Origin of the sequence: Aeromonas ichthyocola (assembly GCF_046087985.1) — a bacterium.
Lineage (GTDB): Bacteria > Pseudomonadota > Gammaproteobacteria > Enterobacterales > Aeromonadaceae > Aeromonas > Aeromonas rivipollensis.
Window position 1 is genome coordinate 575,042 of the sequence record NZ_JBJSWH010000003.1, and the last position, 20,263, is coordinate 595,304.

16 protein-coding genes and 1 pseudogene are annotated in these 20,263 nt (G+C 63.5%); 16 read left to right on the forward strand and 1 reads right to left on the reverse strand.

Features of this window, described 5'->3' with window-relative positions; all coding sequences use genetic code 11:
- Positions 1-73: 73 nt before the first annotated feature.
- From ACF2JD_RS11515 to nuoN, 16 genes and pseudogenes are all read left to right on the forward strand, one after another.
- Entirely contained in the window at positions 74-379 is a 306-nt protein-coding gene (locus ACF2JD_RS11515) for a hypothetical protein (RefSeq protein WP_440987448.1), read from the forward strand.
- Positions 380-919: 540 nt separating this feature from the next.
- Complete coding sequence (locus ACF2JD_RS11520) at positions 920-1,324, forward strand: NADH-quinone oxidoreductase subunit A (RefSeq protein WP_440987449.1); 405 nt, start codon at positions 920-922, stop codon at positions 1,322-1,324.
- 29 nt (positions 1,325-1,353) lie between these two features.
- Positions 1,354-2,028, forward strand: a complete 675-nt coding sequence (locus tag ACF2JD_RS11525) for a NuoB/complex I 20 kDa subunit family protein (RefSeq protein WP_025327215.1) — start codon at positions 1,354-1,356, stop codon at positions 2,026-2,028.
- A gap of 2 nt (positions 2,029-2,030) precedes the next feature.
- Entirely contained in the window at positions 2,031-3,836 is a 1,806-nt protein-coding gene (nuoC, locus tag ACF2JD_RS11530; protein WP_049832185.1) for an NADH-quinone oxidoreductase subunit C/D, read from the forward strand.
- Positions 3,837-3,901: 65 nt separating this feature from the next.
- Positions 3,902-4,468 (forward strand): NADH-quinone oxidoreductase subunit NuoE, encoded by a 567-nt coding sequence (gene nuoE / locus ACF2JD_RS11535; RefSeq protein WP_440987450.1) that lies wholly within the window; start codon positions 3,902-3,904, stop codon positions 4,466-4,468.
- Positions 4,465-5,832 carry an NADH-quinone oxidoreductase subunit NuoF gene (nuoF, locus tag ACF2JD_RS11540; protein WP_440987451.1) on the forward strand — a complete coding sequence of 456 codons (1,368 nt, stop codon included), beginning with the start codon at positions 4,465-4,467 and terminating at the stop codon, positions 5,830-5,832. The genes nuoE and nuoF overlap by 4 nt, the downstream gene beginning before the upstream one ends.
- Before the next feature lie 58 nt (positions 5,833-5,890).
- Complete coding sequence (gene nuoG, locus ACF2JD_RS11545) at positions 5,891-7,450, forward strand: NADH-quinone oxidoreductase subunit NuoG (RefSeq protein ID WP_440987452.1); 1,560 nt, start codon at positions 5,891-5,893, stop codon at positions 7,448-7,450.
- 192 nt (positions 7,451-7,642) lie between these two features.
- The gene (locus tag ACF2JD_RS11550) at positions 7,643-7,999 is read left to right on the forward strand and encodes a molybdopterin-dependent oxidoreductase (RefSeq protein WP_440987453.1); all 357 of its coding nucleotides are present in this window, start codon (positions 7,643-7,645) and stop codon (positions 7,997-7,999) included.
- A gap of 226 nt (positions 8,000-8,225) precedes the next feature.
- Positions 8,226-8,531 carry a hypothetical protein gene (locus ACF2JD_RS11555; protein WP_440987454.1) on the forward strand — a complete coding sequence of 102 codons (306 nt, stop codon included), beginning with the start codon at positions 8,226-8,228 and terminating at the stop codon, positions 8,529-8,531.
- A 91-nt stretch (positions 8,532-8,622) separates the two neighbouring features.
- The gene (nuoH, locus tag ACF2JD_RS11560; protein ID WP_005324240.1) at positions 8,623-9,591 is read left to right on the forward strand and encodes an NADH-quinone oxidoreductase subunit NuoH; all 969 of its coding nucleotides are present in this window, start codon (positions 8,623-8,625) and stop codon (positions 9,589-9,591) included.
- Positions 9,592-9,598: 7 nt separating this feature from the next.
- A complete protein-coding gene (nuoI, locus tag ACF2JD_RS11565) occupies positions 9,599-10,141 on the forward strand; it encodes an NADH-quinone oxidoreductase subunit NuoI (RefSeq protein ID WP_005324242.1) in 543 nt (180 codons plus the stop codon).
- A 9-nt stretch (positions 10,142-10,150) separates the two neighbouring features.
- A complete protein-coding gene (gene nuoJ, locus ACF2JD_RS11570) occupies positions 10,151-10,702 on the forward strand; it encodes an NADH-quinone oxidoreductase subunit J (RefSeq protein ID WP_163137819.1) in 552 nt (183 codons plus the stop codon).
- Positions 10,699-11,007 carry an NADH-quinone oxidoreductase subunit NuoK gene (nuoK, locus tag ACF2JD_RS11575; protein WP_041205926.1) on the forward strand — a complete coding sequence of 103 codons (309 nt, stop codon included), beginning with the start codon at positions 10,699-10,701 and terminating at the stop codon, positions 11,005-11,007. The genes nuoJ and nuoK overlap by 4 nt, the downstream gene beginning before the upstream one ends.
- Complete coding sequence (gene nuoL / locus ACF2JD_RS11580) at positions 11,004-12,851, forward strand: NADH-quinone oxidoreductase subunit L (RefSeq protein ID WP_440987455.1); 1,848 nt, start codon at positions 11,004-11,006, stop codon at positions 12,849-12,851. Before nuoK ends, nuoL begins: the two co-directional genes overlap by 4 nt.
- A 68-nt stretch (positions 12,852-12,919) precedes the next feature.
- Positions 12,920-14,437 (forward strand): NADH-quinone oxidoreductase subunit M, encoded by a 1,518-nt coding sequence (nuoM, locus tag ACF2JD_RS11585; protein WP_234566860.1) that lies wholly within the window; start codon positions 12,920-12,922, stop codon positions 14,435-14,437.
- Positions 14,438-14,486: 49 nt separating this feature from the next.
- Positions 14,487-15,952: pseudogene (gene nuoN, locus ACF2JD_RS11590) on the forward strand (NADH-quinone oxidoreductase subunit NuoN).
- Between the two features lie 272 nt (positions 15,953-16,224).
- Here nuoN and purL read toward each other — a convergent pair.
- Positions 16,225-20,118: a phosphoribosylformylglycinamidine synthase gene (gene purL, locus ACF2JD_RS11595; protein WP_440987456.1), complete on the reverse strand. Its 3,894-nt coding sequence runs from the start codon at positions 20,116-20,118 to the stop codon at positions 16,225-16,227.
- Positions 20,119-20,263 lie beyond the last annotated feature (145 nt).

Sequence of the window (20,263 nt, forward strand, 5' to 3'; positions counted from 1 at the left end):
TCGATGACATCAAGCAGATCGAGGTGGCCAATCCTCCCTGCACGGCTCCGATGCCATCGGTGGCACCGTGGTGATGAATACCAAGCAGCCGGAAAATTATCTGCAACAACAAGATAGCTATCTGGCGGCCAAGCCCCTCTATGGTGGCGACAGTAACGAAGAGAAGCTCAGCATGACCGGTGCAGTGCGGGCGCAGGAGAGCGAACATCTGTTGCGCCTCTCCAGTGGGCTCGGCAACAAAACCGCCGACGTTGAAGAGAACCGCATTCCGGCGGATCTGGATGGCATGAGTGCCTCCATCAGCAGCCGCCTCCCCTCAATGTCCATCACGCCCTGCAACTGGAGCTGGACTACTACGAGGGTCACGCCAAACGCCTGATGGGCCCCAAGGCGGTGCCCCAAACCGATGGCAGCTACGGGATTAGTCAGGAAGATTATGAGGAGCTGGCGGCCCTGGTCGAGCAGCTGCAACAATCAGCCTTTTCCCCCGTGCGGTGGGGATGGCATAGAGGCCAATGAGGGCTAATCTGAAGCAGCACGGTGGCCTGATGGCCAAATGCGTATTCTCACCGGTGGAGATATCGGTCTTCGCGTCATTGGTGCCTATCCGAACCAGATGACCCCTGGTTACTGCCCCCCTTGCAACAGCTCTGTCCTCTAATCCGTCCCACCTGAGGGAGGCCAGTGGCCTCCCTTCCCATTTTGGCTCTCTCACCCCTTCAGGGAAAATCCTCGCCCCCTCCCCGGCTCGCTCATTTTGACATTCATGCCAAAAAAACGTACCCATTAACAAATTTTAATTTCCAGTTAACAGATTAATAATTAACTCGTAAAAATGACATGTAAATCAGTGCGAAAGTGTCATAATGCGTAACGTCATTGTTAAGTCGCATGATTAATTTGGTTAGGAAAAACCTCTATGTTTGCTGATATTTCTGCTCAACATTGGGCTTTTGCCATTTATGTCATAGGTGCCATCGCATCTGTTCTGACCATGATAGGCGTCGCGGCCTTGCTGGGGGGACGAGCCTATGGCCGTGCCAAAAACAGGCCCTTCGAATCCGGCATAGATTCCGTCGGCAATGCCCGTCTGCGTTTCTCCGCCAAGTTCTATCTGGTCGCCATGTTCTTCGTCATCTTCGACGTCGAAGCGCTCTATCTCTTCGCCTGGTCCGTCTCCGTTCGGGAAAGCGGCTGGGTCGGCTTTATCGAAGCCACCATCTTCATCACCCTGCTGCTGGTAGGCCTCATCTACCTGTGGCGTATCGGTGCCCTGGAGTGGTCGCCACGCAAGCCACAGCTGAACGATAAAAAAACTGATTGAATTACCGACCCTCCCTTTGAGGTTGCACCATGAAGTACACCCTGACCCGGATTGACCCGGATGCGCCCGTTGAGCGCTACCCCCAGGAACAGCGCCAGACCGTCGATGACCCGCTGGCGCAGCAGGCGACCCGCGGCATCATGATCGGGCGCCTCGAAGAGGTGCTGCAAGACACCGTCAACTGGGGCCGCAAGAACTCCCTCTGGCCCTACAACTTCGGCATCTCCTGCTGCTATGTGGAGATGTGTACCGCCTTCACCTCCCCCCATGACGTGGCCCGCTTCGGCGCCGAAGTCATCCGGGCTTCGCCCCGTCAGGCGGATTTCATGGTGATCGCCGGTACTCCCTTCATCAAGATGGCGCCTGTCATCCAGCGCCTCTATGAACAGCTGCTCGAACCCAAGTGGGTCATCTCCATGGGCGCCTGTGCCAACTCGGGCGGCATGTATGACATCTATTCCGTGGTGCAGGGGGTGGACAAGTTCCTGCCCGTCGACGTCTACATTCCGGGCTGTCCGCCCCGTCCCGAAGCGTTCCTGCAGGCCCTGATGCTGCTGCAGGACTCCATCGGCAAGGAGCGCCGCCCCCTCTCCTGGGTGGTGGGTGATCAGGGGATCTACCGTCCCCAGATGCAGGCCGAGAAGGATCGCAAGCGGGAAGAGCGCATCCAAGTCACCAACCTGCGCACGCCGGATGAGATCTGACCATGAAACTGACTCGAGAATTCCCAAGCAACTACACCATGGCCCAGGGGCAGACGGCGGATCACGCCGATGCCCAGGTGGTCGGCGAACTCTTCGCCCACTTCGGTGCCGAGCGCTTCACTGTGCAGAGCACCCGTACCGGGGTGCCGGTGATCTGGCTCTCCCGTGATCTGCTGCTGGACGTGATGGGCTTCCTGCAAAAGCTCCCCTCCCCCTTCGTGATGCTGTTTGATCTCAGCGCCACCGACGAGCGGATGCGCAGCCATCGCCACGGCCTGCCGGGCAGCGACTTCACCGTCTTCTATCACCTCATCTCCATCGACCGTAACGCCGATGTGATGCTGAAGGTGCCGCTGATGGAGAGCGATCTGCACCTGCCCACCGTCAGCCGCCACTTCCCCAACGCCAACTGGTACGAGCGGGAAGTCTGGGATCTGATGGGCATCACCTTCGACGGTCACCCCCATCTCACCCGCATCATGATGCCCAAGAGCTGGCAGGGACACCCGCTGCGCAAGGACTACCCGGCCCGCGCCACCGAGTTCGATCCCTTCATGCTCGATGCGGTCAAGCAGGATCAGGAGCAGGACAACCTGCTGTTCAAGCCCGAAGAGTGGGGCATGGCCCGGGGCAACGAGAACGAGGACTACATGTTCCTGAACCTCGGCCCCAACCACCCCTCGGCACACGGCGCCTTCCGCCTGGTGCTGCAGCTCGACGGGGAAGAGATCCGCGACTGCGTGCCTGACATCGGCTATCACCACCGGGGTGCCGAGAAGATGGGCGAGCGCCAGTCCTGGCACAGCTACATTCCCTACACAGACCGGGTCGAGTACTTAGGCGGGGTGATGAACAACCTGCCCTATGTGCTGGCGGTCGAGAAGCTGGCGGGGATCAAGGTTCCCAACCGGGTCGACATGATCCGGGTGATGATGGCGGAGCTGTTCCGCATCCAGAGCCACTTGCTGTTCCTTGGCACCTACATCCAGGACGTGGGGGCCATGACCCCTGTCTTCTTCACCTTCACCGACCGGCAGAAGATCTACACCATCATCGAAGCCATCACGGGCGCGCGCATGCACCCGGCCTGGTTCCGCATCGGCGGTGTGGCCCACGACCTGCCCATCGGCTGGGCTCGCCTCATCCAGGACAACCTGCTGAGCTGGCTGCCCAAGCGCCTGATGGAGTATGAGAAGGCCGCCATGCGCAATAGCATCTTGCGCGGTCGCACCATAGGCGTCGCCGCCTACAACACGGCGCAGGCGCTGGCCTGGGGCACCACGGGCGGCGGTCTGCGCGCCACCGGCCTCAACTTCGACGTGCGCAAATGGCGCCCTTATTCCGGCTACGATCAGTTCGAGTTCGAGGTGCCGGTGGGCAGCAATGGGGATGCCTACGACAGAGCCACGGTGCGCATCGAGGAGATCCGCCAGAGCATGCGCATCATAGAGCAGTGCATGAAGAACATGCCGGAGGGGCCCTTCAAGGCGGATCACCCCCTCACCACGCCGCCGCCCAAAGAGCGCACCCTGCAGGACATCGAGACCCTGATCACCCACTTCCTGCAAGTGTCATGGGGCCCTGTGATGCCGGCCGCCGAGTCCTTCCAGATGATAGAGGCGACCAAGGGGATCAACAGTTACTACCTGACCAGCGACGGCTCCACCATGAGCTACCGGACCCGGATCCGGACTCCGAGCTTTGCCCACCTGCAGCAGATCCCCTCGGTGATCCGCGGCCAGATGGTGTCGGATCTCATCGTCTACCTGGGCAGTATCGATTTCGTCATGTCGGATGTGGATCGTTAAGTCCCCGCCGCGTCCTCACAGGGGCGCAACGGGACAAGAAGAATAAACGACAAAAGGTTAAGTTCATGAGCCAGCAATGTCAGTGCAAGAATACATCGTCCCCAGCGGGACAGAGCGCATGCCAGAGCAAGGGAGACGGCCTAGTCCCAAGCCAGAAGGACGACTTCGTCCTGAGCCAGGCCGAGCGCGATGCCATAGCGCATGAGACGCACCACTACGAAGATCCCCGCGCCGCCAGCATAGAAGCGCTCAAGATAGTGCAGCAGGCCCGCGGCTGGGTACCGGACGGTGCCATCCATGCCATCGCCGCCGTGCTCGGCATCCCTGCCAGCGACGTGGAAGGGGTCGCCACCTTCTACAGCCAGATCTTCCGCCAGCCGGTAGGCCGCCACATCATCCGTGTCTGTGACAGCATGGTCTGTTACATCAACGGCCATGAGCAACTGCTGGCCGGCCTGAAAGAAGTCATGGATCTGGCCCCCGGCCAGACCTCGGCCGACGGCCGCTTCACCCTGCTGCCGGTCTGCTGCCTCGGCAACTGCGACAAGGGGCCGGCGCTGATGATCGACGACGATACCTACGGTGGGCTCGACGCCGTCAGTCTGCTGAAAACCCTGGAGGCTTATCCATGAGTTTGGCATCCTTTGGCACCGCCAACCGCATCGCCCGTGCCCCCGAGACCCATCCGCTCACCTGGCGGTTGCGCGATGACGGCCAGCCGGTCTGGCTGGACGAATACCAGAGCAAGCAGGGGTACGAAGCGGCCCGCAAGGCACTGAGTCAGATGAGCCCCGATGAGATAGTCGGCACCGTCAAGGACGCCGGCCTCAAGGGGCGCGGCGGCGCCGGCTTCTCCACCGGGGTGAAGTGGGGCCTGATGCCCAAAGACGAGAGCATGAACATCCGTTACCTGCTCTGCAACGCCGACGAGATGGAGCCGAACACCTACAAAGACCGGCTGCTGATGGAGCAACTGCCCCACCTGCTGATCGAGGGGATGATCATCAGTGCCCGGGCCCTCAAGGCCTATCGCGGCTACATCTTCCTGCGCGGCGAATATGTCGATGCCGCCATCCACCTGCGCCGCGCGGTGGAAGAGGCCAAGGCCGCCGGCCTGCTCGGCAAGAACATCCTGGGCTCGGGCTTTGACTTCGAGCTGTTCGTCCACACAGGCGCAGGGCGTTACATCTGCGGCGAAGAGACGGCGCTCATCAACTCCCTGGAAGGGCGCCGCGCCAACCCGCGCGCCAAACCCCCCTTCCCCGCCGTCTCCGGCGTCTGGGGCAAGCCCACCTGCGTCAACAACGTCGAGACTCTGTGCAACGTGCCCGCCATCATAGGCAACGGCGTCGCCTGGTATCAGGGGCTGGCGCTGCCAGGCTCGGAAGATCACGGCACTAAGCTGATGGGCTTCTCCGGCAAGGTCAACAACCCGGGCCTGTGGGAGCTGCCCTTTGGCATCACCGCCCGCGAACTGTTCGAGGGCTATGCCGGCGGCATGAAACCCGGCTATCGCCTCAAGGCCTGGCAACCGGGCGGTGCCGGCACCGGCTTCCTGCTGCCCGAGCACCTGGATGCCCAGATGTATGCCGGAGGCATCGGCAAGGTCGGCACCCGCATGGGCACAGGCCTCGCCATGGCGGTGGATGACAGCATCAACATGGTCGGACTCTTGCGCAACATGGAGGAGTTCTTCGCCCGCGAATCCTGTGGCTGGTGCACCCCCTGCCGCGACGGCCTGCCCTGGAGCGTCAAGATCCTGCGGGCCCTGGAGCGAGGCGAAGGCCAACCCGAGGATCTCGCCACCCTGGAGCAGCTGGTCAGCTTCCTGGGGCCGGGCAAGACCTTCTGCGCCCATGCCCCTGGCGCCGTCGAGCCCCTTGGCAGTGCCATGAAGTACTTCCGGTCCGAGTTCGAGGCCGGGGTCAAGGCCCCCCATGACAATCACAAGCTGTTCAAGGGTATCCAGCCCAATCTGCTGGGCGAGCGCTGGTAATACGCCAGAACGCATCGGGCAATAGCCGATTTCACAAAACAGGTTTCAGGGAAGTTGTATGGCAACCATTCATGTAGACGGTAAAGAGTTCGAGGTCGACGGGGCAGATAACCTGCTGCAAGCCTGTCTGTCGCTGGGTCTGGACGTCCCCTATTTTTGCTGGCACCCGGCGCTCGGTAGCGTCGGCGCCTGCCGCCAGTGTGCGGTCAAACAGTATCAGAATGCCGACGACAAGCGCGGCCGCCTGGTCATGTCCTGCATGACCCCCTCCACCGATGGCACCTATATCTCCATCGAGGACGAAGAGGCGAAGGAGTTTCGCAAGACTGTGGTGGAGTGGCAGATGACCAACCACCCCCACGACTGCCCTGTGTGTGAAGAGGGTGGCGCCTGCCACCTGCAAGACATGACGGTGATGACGGGCCACAACAGCCGTCGCTACCGCTTCACCAAGCGCACCCACCAGAATCAGGATCTCGGCCCCTTCATCAACCACGAGATGAACCGCTGCATCGCCTGCTATCGCTGCGTGCGTTACTACAAGGATTACGCCGGCGGCGAGGATCTGGGGGTCTACGGCGCCCACGACAACGTCTACTTCGGCCGGGTCGAGGATGGCACCCTGGAGAGCGAGTTCTCCGGCAACCTGGTGGAGGTCTGCCCCACCGGCGTCTTCACCGACAAGACCCATTCCGAGCGCTACAACCGCAAGTGGGACATGCAGTTTGCCCCCAGCATCTGCCAGCAGTGCTCGGTCGGCTGCAACATCAGCCCGGGTGAGCGATATGGCGAGCTGCGCCGCATCGAGAACCGCTTCCACGGCGCCCTGAACCACTACTTCCTCTGTGATCGTGGCCGCTTCGGTTACGGCTATGTCAACCAGGCCGACCGCCCGCGCCAACCCCTGCTTCAGGATGGCAATGACAAGCTGGCCATCACGGTCGATGGCGCCCTGAACCGCGCCGCCGATGCCCTGCGCACCGCCTCCGGCATCATCGGCATCGGCTCGCCACGAGCCTCGCTCGAGAGCAACTTCGCCCTGCGCGAGCTGGTGGGCGCAGCCAACTTCTACGCAGGGGTCGAGCAGAGCGAATGGGCCTGCCTGCAAAAGATGCTGCATGTCCTGCACCAGGGCGGGGTACGAACCCCGAGCCTGCGGGACATGGAAGAGGCCGACGCCATTCTGGTGCTCGGCGAAGATGTCACCATGAGCGCCGCCCGTATCGCGCTGGCGCTGCGTCAGGCCGTCAAGGGCAAGGCCCGCGAGCTGGCCCGCAAGATGAAGGTGGACCTGTGGCAGGTCGCCGCGGTGCAGACCCTGGGTCAGAACGAGCGCTACCCGCTGCTCATCACCAGTCTCGACACCACCCGTCTCGACGACGTGGCGGCCGACAAGCTGCACGCCCCCACGCCGATCAGGCGCGCCTTGGCTTTGCCATCGCCAACCTGCTCGACCCGAGCGCACCGGCCGTGGCCGATCTGGGCGCCGAGCAGCAGGCACAAGCGGCTCGCTGGGCCGAGCTGCTGGGCAACGCCAAGAAGCCGCTCATCATCGCAGGCTCCAGTGCCCGCGATGTGGCGCTGGTCGAGGCGGCCAGCAACATTGCCCGCGCCCTGAAAGGCCGTGGTCTGGAAGCCAGCATCGCGCTGGTGGCCAGGAGGCCAACTCGCTGGGTCTGGCCATGCTGGGCGGCAAGCTTGTCAGACAAGCCGCTCGAAGCCGCCCTTGAGCGTATCGAGGCCGAAGAGAAGCTGGCGCTGGTGACCCTGGAGAACGATCTCTATCGCCGCGCACCGCGCAACCGGGTCGATGCCGCCTGGCCCGCCTGCAGCACCTGCTGGTCATCGACCATCAGGCGACCCGGACCGCCAAAAGGCCGATCTGGTGCTGCCTGCCGCCAGCTTTGCGGAGGCCGATGGCACTGTGGTGAACATGGAAGGCCGTGCCCAGCGCTTCTTCCAGGTCTATGCCCCCGCCTTCTACGACGCCGACATCCAGGTGCGCGAAGGCTGGCGCTGGCTGGCCGCGCTGCAAGGCACGCTGGACGGCAAGTCGCTGCGCTGGCAGACCTTCGACAGATCAACCATGACTGCGCCACCAGCAATCCGCTGCTGGCCACCATGCTGGAAGCGGCCCCCAACGCAGGGCTGCGTATCCGCGGCATGACGCTCGCGCGCGAGCCACACCGCTACAGCGGCCGCACCTCCATGCTGGCGGATCAGAACGTGAGCGAGCCCCGGGTGGCGCAAGACCCCGACTCCCCCTTCAACTTCTCCATGGAAGGCTATGCCGGTGCCCGCCAACCCCTGCAACAGGTGCCGTTCGCCTGGGCGCCGGGCTGGAACTCCCCTCCGCCTGGAACAAGTTCCAGGATGAAGTCGGTGGCATCTGCGTGCCGGCGATCCCGGTCGCCGTCTGCTGGAAGCCGGGCAGGCAGAAGGAGAGCCTCGGCTGGTTTGCCACCATCCCCGCCCCCTTCAAGGCCGCAGAGGCACTGCAGGTGGTCAACTATGCCCAGCTGTTTGGCGGCGAGGAGCTCTCCGCCCGCAGCCCGGTCATTCAGGCCCGCATGAACGAACCCGAGCTGGTGCTGAACCCGGCCGATGCGCAGCGTCTGGCCCTCCATGGGGGCAGTCAGGTCTCCTTCTCCTGGGGCGGTAGCCACTGGCAGTTGCCCTGCGTCTTAGTGCACAGCTGAGCGCCGGTCTGGTGGGGCTCCCCCTTGGGGTGAACGGCCTGCCGACGGCCCTGCAACAAGCCTATGTGACTGACTTGCAGGAGGCCATCGCATGAGCAATGAGCTGATCGATCTGTTGCTGGAGGTAGGCAAAGCCTTGATCGTGCTGGTGGGGATTGTGGGGGCTGGCGCCTTCATGAGCTTCATCGAGCGCCGTCTGCTGGCGCTCTGGCAAGACAGGTACGGCCCCAACCGGGTGGGCCCCTTCGGCCTGCTGCAACTGGCGGCCGACATGGTCAAGATGTTCTTCAAGGAGGACTGGATCCCGCCCTTCGCGGATCGCCGGATCTTCGTGCTGGCCCCCATCATCGCCTTTACCGCCTTCATCCTGGCGTTTGCGGTGGTGCCCATCACCCCCACCTGGGGCGTGGCGGATCTCAACGTGGGGCTGCTCTACATCCTGGCCATAGCGGGGCTGGCGGTCTACGCCGTGCTCTTTGCCGGCTGGTCGAGCAACAACAAGTACTCCCTGCTCGGCAGCCTGCGCGCTTCTGCCCAGACCCTCTCCTACGAGGTGTTCCTCGGCCTGTCACTGATGGGGATCGTCATCCAGACCGGCAGCTTCAACCTGCGGGAGATCGTGGAGGCGCAAGCCGGATTGTGGAACGTGATCCCCCAGTTCCTGGGCTTCATCACCTTCCTCTTTGCCGGGGTTGCCGTCACCCACCGTCACCCGTTTGACCAGCCCGAGGCCGAGCAGGAGCTCGCCGACGGCTATCACATCGAGTACGCGGGTATGAAGTGGGGTCTGTTCTTCGTGGGCGAGTACATCGGCATAGTGCTGATCTCCTCCCTCATAGTGACCCTCTTCTTCGGTGGCTGGCACGGCCCCTGGTTGCCGCCCTTCATCTGGTTTGCCCTGAAGACCGCCTGTTTCATGGTGTTCTTCATCCTGCTGCGGGCCTCCCTGCCCCGCCCGCGCTTTGACCAGGTGATGTCCTTTGGCTGGAAAGTTTGCTTACCGCTTACCTTGCTCAACATGCTGGTAACCGGCGCCGTCGTGCTTATGAACGTGCAGTGAGGCACCAATGAAAATTACGAGCATTATCAAGGGTGTTGGCACCCAACTGCGCAGTCTGGGGATGGTCTTCTCCCATGCCTGGCGCCCCCGCGAAACCCTGAGCTACCCGGAGCAGCAGGTCTATGCCGCGCCCCGTTTCCGTGGTCGCATCGTGCTGACCCGGGATCCGGACGGTGACGAGCGCTGCGTGGCGTGCAACCTGTGCGCCGTGGCCTGCCCGGTCGGCTGCATCTCGCTGCAAAAAGCGGAGCGGGACGACGGTCGCTGGTACCCGGAGTTCTTCCGCATCAACTTCTCCCGCTGCATCTTCTGCGGTCTGTGTGAAGAGGCCTGCCCCACCACCGCCATCCAGCTGACGCCGGATTTCGAGATGGGTGAGTATCGCCGCCAGGATCTGGTGTACGAGAAGGAAGATCTGCTGATCAGCGGCCCCGGCAAATACCCGGACTACAACTTCTACCGCATGAGCGGGATGGCCATCGACGGCAAGCCCAAAGGGGATGCCGAGAACGAAGCCAAACCCATCGATGTCAAGAGCCTGCTGCCCTAGGAGTCAATCATGGAACTGGCATTTTATGCCGCGGCCCTGGTCGCCGTTTACAGCACGCTGCGGGTCATCAGCACCAGCAACCCCATGCATGCGCTGCTCAATCTCATCATCTCGCTCATCGCCGTGGCCATGATCTTCTTCTGCCTGGGAGCCTCCTTTGCTGGCGCCCTGCAGGTGATCGTCTACGCCGGCGCCATCATGGTGCTGTTCGTGTTCGTGGTGATGATGCTGAACCTGGGTTCATCCCAGGATCAGGAGCGCAACTGGCTCACCCCCATGACCTGGGGTGGGCCTGCCCTGCTCTCCCTCATCCTGCTAGGCTTCCTGGCCTACGGCATTCTCGGGGTCACCGGCGGTGAACTCGGGCAGACCGACGTCAGTGCAAAAGAGGTCGGCATCGCCCTGTTCGGCCCCTATGTGCTGGCGGTGGAGCTCGCCTCCATACTGCTGCTGGCGGGTCTGGTCACCGCCTATCACCTTGGCCGTGAAGACAAGAGCGGGGAAGTGCTTTCCGTCCCCAAACCCACCGCTCGCCCATCCCAGGAAGGAGGTCAGCAATGAGTGGCATACCCATGGAACACGGTCTTCTGCTGGCCGCCATCCTGTTCTGCATCGGTTTGTGCGGTCTGCTGATCCGCCGCAACCTGCTGTTTATCCTCATGAGTATCGAAATCATGATGAATGCGTCCGCCCTGGCGTTCGTGGTGGCGGGTAGCCGCTGGGCCCAGGCCGACGGCCAGATCATGTACATACTGGTGATTTCTCTGGCGGCAGCGGAGGCCAGTATCGGCCTCGCCCTGTTACTGCTGCTCTATCGTCGTTACCACACCCTGAACGTGGACACTGTGAGCGAGATGCGCGGATGAGCCTCCTATATCTGACTTTCCTGTTCCCCCTGCTGGGATGGCTGCTACTGGCCTTCTCCATCGGCCGTCTCGGCGAGCGCAGCGCGGCACTCATCGGTGTCGGCAGCATAGGCCTGTCGGCCCTGACCACAATCTGGGTCGGGTTCGACTTCCTCAATCACACCCCCGAGGGCGGCGTCTATACCCAGACCCTGTGGCAGTGGATGTCGGTGGGTGAATTCCAGCCCACCTTCCGTCTGGCGCTGGATGGGTTGTCGCTGACCATGCTGGGGGTGGTGACCGGGGTGGGCTTCTTCATCCACCTGTTCGCCTCCTGGTACATGCGCGGAGAAGAGGGGTATTCCCGCTTCTTCACCTACACCAACCTCTTCATCGCCAGCATGGTGTTCCTGGTGCTGGCCGATGATCTGCTGTTCGTCTACCTGGGTTGGGAAGGGGTGGGGCTGTGCAGCTACCTGCTGATCGGCTTCTACTACCGCAACCCGGCCAACGGCGCCGCCGCCCTCAAGGCATTTGTGGTGACCCGGGTCGGTGACGTCTTCCTCGCCATCGGGCTCTTCGTGCTCTACCGCGAGCTCGGCACCCTCAACATCCACGAGCTGCTGGTGCGCGCCCCAGTGGTCTTTGCCGAGGGCTCCCCTGCCCTGTCGTTCGCCTGCCTGATGCTGCTCGGCGGCGCGGTCGGCAAATCCGCCCAGCTGCCCCTGCAGACCTGGCTGGCAGACGCCATGGCGGGCCCGACCCCGGTCTCGGCACTGATCCACGCGGCCACCATGGTGACCGCCGGTGTCTACCTCATCGCCCGCACCCACGGCCTCTTCCTGCTGGCTCCGGAGATCCTCCATCTGGTGGCCCTGGTCGGTGCCATCACACTAGTGCTGGCAGGCTTTGCCGCCCTGGTGCAGACCGACATCAAGCGGATCCTGGCTTACTCCACCATGAGCCAGATAGGCTACATGTTCCTGGCACTGGGGGTCGGTGCCTGGGAAGGGGCCATCTTCCACCTGATGACCCACGCCTTCTTCAAGGCGCTCTTGTTCCTTTCCGCCGGGGCCGTCATAGTCGCGACCCACCACGAGCAGAACATCTTCAAGATGGGGGGCCTGCGCAAGAGCCTGCCGCTGGTCTATGCCTGCTTCCTGGTGGGGGGCTCGGCCCTGGCCGCGCTGCCGCTGGTCACCGCCGGCTTCTACAGTAAAGACGCCATCCTCTGGCAGGTGCAGGCCAGTGGCCAGAGCGCCCTGCTGTGGGCCGGTCTGGGTGGGGCCTTCCTGACCTCCCTCTACACCTTCCGCCTCATCTTCATCGCCTTCCACGGCAAGGCGCAGACGCAGGCGCACAAAGGCCACGGTCTTGCCCACCAGCTGCCGCTGCTGGTGCTGCTGGTGCTCTCCACCGGGGTCGGTGCCCTGATAGTGCCGCCGCTCGCCGGAGTACTGCCGGCAGGCCCGGGGGATCATATCGAAGAGGGACGCCACAGCCTCGAGATCCTCTCCGGCGTCATCGCCGTGGCAGGCATTGCGCTCGCCGCCTTCCTCTTCCTCGGCGAACGTCGCCTGGCGAAGGGGATCACCGAGAGTGCCGCCGGCCGCGCGCTCAGCACCCTCTGGTTCAATGCCTGGGGCTTTGACTGGTTGTATGACTGGATCTGGGTCAAGCCCTACCTGCTGGTGACCCGCTTGCTCGGCAAGGACCCGCTGGATCGGATGATGAACCTGCCCGCCGTGCTGGCCCAGGGCGGCCACCAGCTGCTGGCCTGGACAGTGTCCGGCAAGCTGCGCTGGTACGCCGCCTCCATGGGGATGGGCGCCGCCCTGATCCTGGCCCTGCTGCTGCTCGGCTGATCCATGAGCCCAATATGTGTGGCAGGCCTGGGGCCTGCCCGACTAGAACCTAGACGAGAGCTGACATCGTGACCTTACTCTGGATCTTGTTAATTCCTTTTATCGGCGGCTTGCTCTGCTGGCAGATGGAGCGGCTCGGCGGACAATTCGTTCGCTGGGTAGCCCTGCTCTCCATGAGCGCCTGCCTGGTGCTCTCCGGTGCCATCTGGCTGGGGGGTGACTTCTCCCTCGCCAGCCCCGGCCTCCCCGTCTGGGCGGCCGAGTGGCAGCAACCCTGGATCCCCCGCTTCGGCATCTCATTGCACCTGGCGGTAGACGGCCTGTCCCTCCTGATGGTGATGCTCACCAGCTTCATCGGCGTGCTGGCCATCCTCTGTTCCTGGAAGGAAATCGTGCAGCGCATCGGCTTCTTCCACCTCAACCTGCTGTGGATCCTGGGGGGCGTACTCGGCGTCTTCATGGCGGTGGACCTGTTCCTCTTCTTCTTCTTCTGGGAGATGATGCTGGTTCCCATGTACTTCCTGATCGCGCTCTGGGGCCACTCGGTCACCGACGGTAAATCCCGGATCAACGCGGCCACCAAGTTCTTTATCTACACCCAGGCGAGCGGCCTCATCATGCTGGTGGCCATCCTCGGGCTGGTGCTGACCCACCATGCCAGCACAGGGGTCTTCACCTTCAACTACCTCGACCTGCTCAATACCCCGATGAGCAAGGGCGTGCAGTGGCTGCTGATGCTGGGCTTCTTCATCGCCTTCGCGGTCAAGATGCCCCTGGTGCCGCTCCATGGCTGGTTGCCGGACGCCCATAGCCAGGCGCCGACCGCGGGTTCTGTGGACTTGGCGGGCATCCTGCTCAAAACCGCCGCCTACGGCCTGCTGCGCTTCACCCTGCCGCTGTTCCCGGAGGCCTCCGCCGAGTTCGCCCCCTACGCCATGCTCCTTGGCCTCTTCGGCATCATCTACGGCGCCCTGCTGGCGTTCGCCCAGACCGACATCAAGCGTCTGGTGGCCTACACCAGCATCTCCCACATGGGCTTCGTGATGATCGCCATCTATTCGGGCAGCGAGCTGGCCCTGCAAGGGGCAGTGGTGCAGATGATCGCCCACGGCCTCTCCGCCGCCGGTCTCTTCATCCTGTGCGGCCAGCTCTACGAGCGGCTGCACACCCGGGACCTGCGCCTGATGGGCGGTCTCTGGGGTCGGCTGCGCTACCTGCCCGGCGTCATGCTGTTCTTCTCGGTGGCCTCCCTTGGCATGCCGGGTACCGGCAACTTCGTCGGCGAGTTCCTGATCCTCATCGGCAGCTTCCAGGTGGCCCCCATCATCACCATCATCGCCACCTTCGGCCTGGTGCTGGCCTCGGTCTACTCCCTCATCATGCTGCAGCGCGCCTGCTTCGGTGCCCCCAAGGACGAGAGTGTCCTCAAGGGCCTGGACAGACGGGAGCTGGCCATGATGCTGACCATCGCCGGTCTGCTGGTGCTGCTCGGTCTCTACCCGCAACCCGTGCTCGACACCGCCAGCAGCAGCCTGCTGAGCGTGCTGCACTGGTACGCGCTGCCAGCCACAGGAGCACTGCAATGATGCCCTCTGTTTCTATCTCCCTTTCCTTGTCCACACCGGGAGCCATGTCATGACGTTTACCGCCGCCCAACTATTGGCCCTGCTGCCCCTGTTGCTGACCACAGGGGCCATGGTCGCCCTGATGCTCGCCATCGCCTGGAAGCGCTGCGATGACACCGCCTTCGTGGTGACCATCACAGGCCTCAACCTGGCGCTCTTCTCCCTGCCCATCGTCATGGCGCAAGGGGATCAGGGGGTCACTCCCCTGCTGCAAGTGGACAGCTACGCGGTCTTCTACATGGGGCTGGTGCTCATCGGCGCCCTGGCCACCTGTACCTTCGGTCGCTCCTGGCTCAAGGGCTACCCGGACAACCGGGAAGAGTTCTACTTGCTGCTCTTGATCGCTACCGCCGGTGGCCTGGTGCTGGCGGGTTCCCGCCATCTCGCGTCACTGTTTATCGGGATCGAGATGCTGACCCTGCCCATGTTCGGTCTGGTGGGTTATGCCTATCGCGAGCGCCATTCCCTGGAGGCCAGCATCAAGTACATGGTGCTCTCCGCCGCCGCCACCGCCTTCCTGCTGTTCGGCATGGCGCTGCTCTATGCCCAGGCGGGCAGCCTGAGCTTCAGCGATCTCGGCCTGACTCTGGCCCAGAGCCCGGCTCACCACCCGCTGCTGATGGGAGGCTTTGGCCTGATGCTGGTGGGCTTTGCGTTCAAGTTGTCGCTCGCCCCCTTCCACCTCTGGACCCCGGATGTCTATGAGGGCGCCCCGGCACCTGTGGCCACCTTCCTCGCCACCGTGAGCAAGATAGCCGTGTTCTGCGTGCTGCTGCGCTTCTACCTGGCGGTGCCGGCCACCTCGGACCCCATGATCCACTGGCTGCTGGCGGCCATGGCGGTCATCTCCATCGTGGTCGGCAACCTCTTGGCGCTGATCCAGACCAACATCAAGCGGATGATGGGTTACTCCTCCATCTCCCACTTCGGCTACCTGCTGGCGGTGATAGTGGCGAGCCGCCTCGGCCAGATGCCGGTGGAAGCGGCCGGTGTCTACCTGCTGATGTACCTCTTCACCAGCCTGGGGGCCTTCGGCGTCATCAGCATGATGTCCAGCCCCTATCGCGGCAAGGATGCGGACTCCCTGCACAGCTATCGCGGCCTGTTCTGGAAGCGCCCCTACCTGACCGCCGTCATGACGGTGATGATGCTCTCCTTGGCGGGCATCCCCATGACGCTTGGCTTCATCGGCAAGTTCTACCTCATCGGGGTGACGGTCGATGCCCAGCTGTGGTGGCTCTCCGGCGCCATAGTGCTCGGCAGCGCCCTGGGGCTCTACTACTACCTGCGCGTCATGGTCACCCTCTACCTGCGGGAACCCGGCATGCAGCTGCGCGCGATGCCAAGGCCGACTGGGCCTTCTCCTCCGGCGGGCTTGTGGTGCTGCTCTCCGCCATCCTGGTGGTGGCGCTCGGCATCTACCCCCAGCCTGTCATCAGCCTGGTGCAGGGCTTCCAGCACGTGGTGCTGCGCTAGCATCACGCTCAGTCCCAACGAAAAACCGGCCCCCGTGGCCGGTTTTTTTTATCTCGCCAGACTGCCGGGCCCAGGTATCAACCCGGCAAGGGAGCCCGGCTCACAGTGTCAGCTCCCTCCCCTGTCCGCCCTCTCCCCTCAGCTCTCTCATCTTTCATCTCACTTCCCTCCACCACCAGCCATGGACCCAAGGCTCGCAGAGCTTGTCACAGGCCCATAAAAAAACCGGCCACGGGGGCCGGTTTTTGATTCTCTAGAACGTCAGCGCGGGATTAACCCAGACGCACGCGAGCGTTTCTGAACATCCGCATCCAGGCACCATCCTCGCCCCAGTTGTCCGGGTGCCAGGAGTTCGCCACAGTACGGAACACCCGCTCCGGGTGCGGCATCATGATGGTCGCGCGGCCGTCGGTGGTGGTGACCGCAGTGATGCCCGCCGGTGCCCCGTTCGGGTTGGCCGGGTACTGCTCGGTGACCTGACCGCGGTTGTCCACGAAACGCAGCCCCACCAGGCCGCTGGCCTGCAGCGCGGCAAGGTGAGCGGCATCGCGCACTTCCACCCGCCCTTCCCCGTGGGAGACGGCGATGGGCATCACAGAGCCCGCCATGCCGGCGAAGAAGGCGGACGGAGAGTCCTGCACTTCCACCAGGCTGAAGCGCGCCTCGAAACGCTCGGAGCGGTTGCGCACGAAGCGCGGCCACAGATCGGCCCCCGGGATGAGATCCCGCAGGTTGGACATCATCTGGCAACCGTTGCACACCCCCAAGGAGAGGGTATCGCCGCGCTCGAAGAAGCGCTGGAACTGCTCGCGGGCGTTGTCGTTGAACAGGATGGACTTGGCCCAGCCTTCCCCCGCCCCCAGCACGTCACCGTAGGAGAAGCCGCCACAGGCCACCAGGGTCTGGAACTCTTCCAGCTTGATGCGACCGGACAGGATGTCACTCATATGCACATCCACCGCCGCGAACCCGGCGCGGTCGAACGCGGCTGCCATCTCCACATGGGAGTTGACCCCCTGCTCGCGCAGCACCGCCAGACGGGGGGAAACCCCGCGGGCGATATAGGGCGCGGCCACGTCCTCGGACGGGTTGTAGGTCAGCCTGGCCTGCAGACCCGGGTCTGTGGCGTCCTGGCGGGCGGCATGCTCCTGATCCGCGCACTCGGGGTTGTCCCGCAGGCGCTGCATCTGCCAGCTGGTCTCGCCCCAGAGGGTGCGAAGGGCGGTGCGGCTGGCGCGGTACACTTCGGTCCCGGCACGCTGGAACAGAATGAGATCGTCTTCACGCACAGTACCCAGCACATGGGAGCAGGCCGCCAGACCGTGACCGGCCAACAGGGTCAGCACGGCTTCCTTGTCGTCGCGGCGCACCTGGATGACGGCACCCAGCTCCTCGTTGAACAGGGCCGGCAGCAGTTCGCCACCCACGCGGTCGAGCTGGATGTCGAGGCCGCAGTGACCGGCGAAAGCCATCTCGGCCAGGGTGACGAAGAGGCCGCCGTCGGAGCGGTCGTGGTAGGCAATCAGCTTGCGATCCGCCACCAGCGCCTGGATGGCGTTGAAGAAGCCCTTGAGCTGGACAGGGTTGTCCAGATCCGGGGCACTCTGACCAAGCTGGCGATAGACCTGGGCCAGGGCGGAGGCGCCGAGGCGCTGCTTGCCGTTGCCAAGGTCAATCAGGATAAGGTCGGTTTCCCCAAGGTCTGTACGCAGCTGCGGCGTAACGGTGTTGCGCACGTCCTCGACCCGGGCAAACGCCGAGATGAGCAGGGAGAGCGGCGAAGTGACGCTGCGCTCTTCCCCGTCCTGCTGCCAGCGGGTCTTCATGGACATGGAGTCCTTGCCCACCGGGATTGTGATGCCAAGGGCCGGGCAGAGCTCCTCGCCCACCGCCTTGACCGCCTCATAGAGGCCGGCATCTTCCCCCGGGTGACCGGCGGCAGACATCCAGTTGGCAGAAAGCTTGACCCGCTTGAGGGAACCGATATGAGCCGGTGCCAGGTTGGTCAGGGCCTCGGCCACCGCCATACGGGCAGAAGCCGCGTGGGAGAGCAGCGCCACCGGGGTACGCTCCCCCATGGACATGGCTTCACCATGGTAGCTGTCGTAGGTGGCGGCGGTGACGGCGCAATCGGCCACCGGGATCTGCCAGGGGCCGACCATCTGGTCGCGGTTGACCAGACCGGTCACGCTGCGATCGCCGATGGTGATGAGGAAGGACTTCTCCGCCACTGTCGGCAGGCGCAGTACCCGCTCGGCCGCGTCACTCAGGGTGATGCCGTCCAGTTGCAGGGCCTTGCCCTGGGCGGGCAGGCTCTGCACGTCGCGGTGCATCTTGGGCGCCTTGCCGAGCAGCACGTCCAGGGGCAGATCGATGGGCTGGTTGTCAAAGTGTGCATCCGAGAGAGTGAGGTGCTTCTCTTCGGTGGCGGTACCTATGACCGCATAGGGCGCGCGCTCACGCTCGCACAGGGCCTTGAACAGGGGCAGCTTGTCCTGGGCGACCGCCAGCACGTAGCGCTCCTGGGATTCGTTGCACCAGATCTCCAGCGGGCTCATGCCCGGCTCGTCGCTCGCGATGGCGCGCAGGTCGAAGCGACCGCCCCGCTCACCGTCGTTCACCAGCTCCGGCATGGCGTTGGAGAGGCCACCGGCACCCACGTCGTGGATGAAGACGATGGGGTTGTCATCGCCGAGCTGCCAGCAGCGATCGATCACCTCCTGGCAACGGCGCTCCATCTCGGGGTTGTCCCGCTGCACAGAGGCGAAATCGAGGTCTTCGGCAGACTGGCCGGAGGCCATGCTCGATGCCGCGCCACCACCCAGACCTATGTTCATGGCCGGGCCGCCCAGCACGATCAGGGCTGCCCCCACCGGGATCTCCCCTTTCTGGACGTGTTCGCTGCGGATGTTGCCTATGCCGCCCGCCAGCATGATGGGCTTGTGGTAACCGCGCACTTCGACGCCGTTGTGGCTCGGCACCTGCTCTTCGAAGGTACGGAAGTAGCCGAGGATGGCCGGACGACCGAATTCGTTGTTGAAGGCGGCGCCGCCAAGGGGCCCCTCCTGCATGATGTCAAAGGCGCTGACGATGCGGCTCGGCTTGCCGAAATCCTGCTCCCAGGGCTGCTCGAAACCAGGGATGCGCAGGTTGGAGACGGAGAAGCCCACCAGGCCCGCCTTGGGCTTGGCGCCACGGCCTGTCGCGCCCTCGTCGCGAATTTCGCCGCCGGAGCCGGTAGCCGCCCCCGGGAAGGGAGAGATGGCGGTCGGGTGGTTGTGAGTCTCCACCTTCATCAGGATGTCGACGCGCTCCTGGTGATACTGGTATTCGCCACTGGCGGGGCTCGGGAAGAAGCGGCCACCCTGGCTGCCTTCCATCACGGCGGCGTTGTCTTTATAGGCAGACAGGACATGATCCGGCGTCTGCTCGAAGGTGTTCTTGATCATCTTGAACAGCGACTTGGGCTGCTGCTCACCGTCTATGGTCCAGTCGGCGTTGAAGATCTTGTGACGGCAGTGCTCGGAGTTCGCCTGGGCGAACATGTAGAGCTCGATGTCGTTGGGATTGCGACCAAGGCGGGTGAAGTTCTCCACCAGGTAGTCGATTTCGTCATCGGCGAGGGCCAGGCCCAGCTCGATGTTGGCCGAGGCCAGGGCGCTGCGGCCACCGCCCAGCACATCCACCTGGGTGAAGGGGCGCGGTTCGTGATGGGCAAACAGGGCGGCAGCCTGGCTCGGCTCATCGAACACCACCTCCATCATGCGATCGTGCAGCAGGGCTGCGACCTCGCCACGCTGGGCAGTGGTCAGCTCACCCTTGGCCTGCACGTAATAGGCAATGCCGCGCTCCAACCGCTTGACCTGGTTCAGGCCGCAGTTGTGGGCGATGTCGGTTGCTTTGGAAGACCAGGGGGAGATAGTGCCGGGGCGGGGGGTAACGAGAAACAGCTGACCGCTGGGGGTGTGTTCCGGGATGGTCGGGCCGTAGCGCAGAAGCTGGCCCAAGGTCGCTCGCTCCGGGGGCGAGAGCGGGCTCGAAAGCTCGGCAAAGTGCACGTATTCGGCATAGACGTCTGCTATCTCTACTCCTCTCTGTGCGCAGCTCTGCAGCAGCTTGTGGACACGAAACTCAGACAGTGCTGGGGCACCACGCAAGATTTCCATATACCTTTCTCACCAAGTTTTAGAGTGTGGGGGGATTTGAGACGCGCGTATTATAGGGATCAGGCTCACCGCGAACAAACGTTTTTCTCATCTCCCACGATGTGACTCCCTCCACCGTCTCTGGTATAAAGGTGCCTCTCTTTTG